General features: G+C 73.7%; 3 protein-coding genes. 1 reads left to right on the top strand and 2 read right to left on the bottom strand.

Annotated elements, in window-relative coordinates; translation table 11 throughout:
- Positions 1-357 precede the first annotated feature (357 nt).
- Together B9S61_RS34960 and B9S61_RS34955 are read right to left on the bottom strand one after the other, a co-directional pair.
- Entirely contained in the window at positions 358-969 is a 612-nt protein-coding gene (locus B9S61_RS34960) for an HhH-GPD-type base excision DNA repair protein (protein ID WP_103545768.1), read from the bottom strand.
- A 24-nt stretch (positions 970-993) separates the two neighbouring features.
- The gene (locus B9S61_RS34955; RefSeq protein WP_103545767.1) at positions 994-1,716 is read right to left on the bottom strand and encodes a siderophore-interacting protein; all 723 of its coding nucleotides are present in this window, start codon (positions 1,714-1,716) and stop codon (positions 994-996) included.
- 76 nt (positions 1,717-1,792) lie between these two features.
- Between B9S61_RS34955 and B9S61_RS42955 the strand changes: the two genes are divergently transcribed.
- Positions 1,793-2,772, top strand: a 980-nt coding sequence (locus B9S61_RS42955) for a penicillin acylase family protein (RefSeq protein WP_258040022.1), incomplete at its 3' end; no start/stop codon positions are given.

Genomic DNA, 2,772 nt, shown 5'->3' with positions numbered 1-2,772 from the left:
GCCCGGCGGCGTGCCCGCCTCCGTGCCGGCTGGCCGCCTCCGTGCCCGCACGTCTGTCCGGTGGTGCCCTTGACGTGTTCGGCCGTCTGGCCGGTGGCGTGCCGCTCGGGTGTCCGGCTGCCCGCCCGGCCCCGCTCGGGGTGATTCCTGCACGTGCTCGTCTGCCCTGCGGCGTGCCCGTTCAGGTGCTGGTTGGCCGCTCGCGAGCCCCTTCATGTGCCGGATGCCCGTCCGCCTCTCTGCCCGCACGTCCGTCGGTTGCGTGCCTGCTCACGTGCTCGGCTGCCCGTCCACCTGTGTGCCGCTTGCCCGCCCACCTGCCCGGGGTGCGGTGTGCCCGGCCGCGTCGTCAGTGGCTCACGTGTCCGGCTTGTCGGCGGGCTTCGCCGTCTTCGCGGCCTTCGCCGCCGCCTTCAGCTCCTGTTTGTGTGCCCGCACCTTCGACAGTGACTCCGGGCCGGTGATGTCGGCGACGGAGCGGAAGGACCTCTCCTCGCCGTAGGCGCCGGCGGCCTCCCGCCAGCCGGTGGGGCGGACCCCCAGCTGCTTGCCGAGCAGGGCGAGGAAGATCTGGGCCTTCTGCTTGCCGAACCCGGGCAGCTCCTGAAGCCGCTTCAGCAGTTCCCTGCCGTCGCTGACGTCCCGCCAGACGGCCTCGGCGTCACCGTCGTAGTGCTCGACGAGGTACCGGCACAGCTGCTGGATGCGGCCCGCCATCGAGCCCGGGTAGCGGTGCACGGCCGGTTTGCCGGAGAGCAGCGCCGCGAACGCGTCGGGTTCGTACGCGGCGATCTCGTGTGCGTCCAGGTCATCCGCGCCGAGCCGCTGGGCGATCGCCGCCGGGCCCTTGAACGCCCACTCCATCGGGATCTGCTGGTCCAGCAGCATCCCGGTCAGCGCGGCGAGCGGGCTGCGGCCCAGCAGCCGGTCGGCCTCGGGGTCCTGGGCGAGGTGAAGGGTGACGTCCATGCCCCGATGATCGCGCGTCGTGGCTCAGCTCGCGCGCCAGTACCCCAGCGCCTGCATCCGCTGCTTGGGAACGCCCAGCTCCTTGCGTACGAACGCGGAGAGCGTCCGGGTGGTCGCGGTGTCGCAGGCGATCCACACGTACGGGTCGGAGCCGGACCGCAGCAGTTCGGGCAGCTCGGCCCGTACCCGCTCGACGAGCGCCGCTCCCGCCTCCTGCCGGGGCACCTCGCGGACCTCGTGCCGGGCGGGGTCGGCGAGGCAGGGCAGACCGTCGAGGGTGCCCTCGAACCAGATGGTCGCCGGGGCGTCGCCCAGCGCGCCGAGCAGGGAGTTGATGGCCGGCAGCGAGGCGGGGTCGCCGACCGCGAAGACGCGGGAGGGGGCCGGGGCGGGTGCCTCGAACCCGGTGCCCTGCACGGTCGCCTCGATGGTGTCGCCGGGCTTCGCCGTCCGCGCCCAGTCGCTGGCGCAGCCCTCGTGCAGCGCGAACTCCAGGGTGAAGGTGCCCGCCGCCGGGTCCGGGTCGACCAGGGTGTACGCGCGCTGGTGGGGTTTGCCCGCGTTGTCGAACCACAGCCGCACCCACATCGTCGGGTGCACGCCGGCCGCCGCCAGCAGCCCGCCGTCGGTGAAACGCACCCGCCGGTAGTCGGCGGTGACGTCCTCGCTCCCCGTCACCGTGCATGTGAAGTCCTTCGCGCGCAGCAACTTGAGGACCGCGCCCTCCCAACCCCGCCCCTGCCCCATCGTCTTTGCGCCCTTCGCGTACGATTCCGACACGATTTACTTAGGGGAGCCTAACCTAAAGTGAAATGAGGGCACAGTGACCGGCGAGATCTTTCGGGACCCCTGGGGCATCCCGCACCTGCGCGCGGACGGAGTGCACGAACTCGCGCGCGCCCAGGGCCGGGTCACCGCCCTCGACCGGGCCTGGCAGCTCGAGGTCGAACGCCATCGCGCCCAGGGCACCTCGGCCTCCTTCCTGGGCCCCGAAGCCCTCCCCTGGGACCGCTTCGCCCGCCGCGCCCTCCTGGCCGACACGGCCCGCCGCTGCTTCGCCGGACTGGAGCACCGGGACCCGGAGACGGCGCAGTGGGTACGGGCGTACGTGACGGGGGTCAACGAGGGTCTGGAGTCCGCCGGGACCACGAGCCCCGCCCCCGAGTTCGAGCGGGCCGGGCTCGCCCCCGGCCGCTGGGAGCCCTGGACCCCGCTCGCGGTCTGGCTCGCCACGCACATCCTCTTCGCGGGCTTCCCGGCCAAGCTCTGGCGCGAGCACGTCACCACGCACCTCGGGGCCGACGCGGTCGGCCTGTTCGCCGCCGACGGGCCGGGTACCTCCGGCAGCAACGGCTGGCTGGTCGCCGGAGAGCGCACGGTCACCGGGCACGCGGTCATCGCCGGGGACCCGCACCGGTTCATCGAGGACCCGGGCGTGTACCAGCAGATCCGCCTGTCCTGCCCGGAGTTCGACGTCGTCGGCCTCGCCGTGCCCGGCGTCCCCGGGATCGCCCACTTCGGCCACACCGGCACGGTCGCCTGGGCCATCACCAACGCCATGGCCGACTACCAGGACCTCTACCGCGAGCGGCTGCGGCGCACCGGCGCCGGGGTGGAGGCGCTCGGCCCGGACGGCACCTGGCGCCGGGCCGCCCGGCACACCGAGACCATCGAGGTGGCGGGCGAGGAGCCGGTCGAGGTGGAGGTCATCGAGACCGACCGGGGCCCCGTCGTCATCGGCGGCCCGGAAGGCCTTGACGGCGGCGGCCCGGAAGGCCTTGACGGCGGCGGCCCGGAAGGCCT

Origin of the sequence: Streptomyces sp. SM1 (assembly GCF_002910825.1) — a bacterium.
GTDB lineage: Bacteria > Actinomycetota > Actinomycetes > Streptomycetales > Streptomycetaceae > Streptomyces > Streptomyces okerensis.
This window is presented reverse-complemented; position numbering and strand designations above follow the sequence as displayed.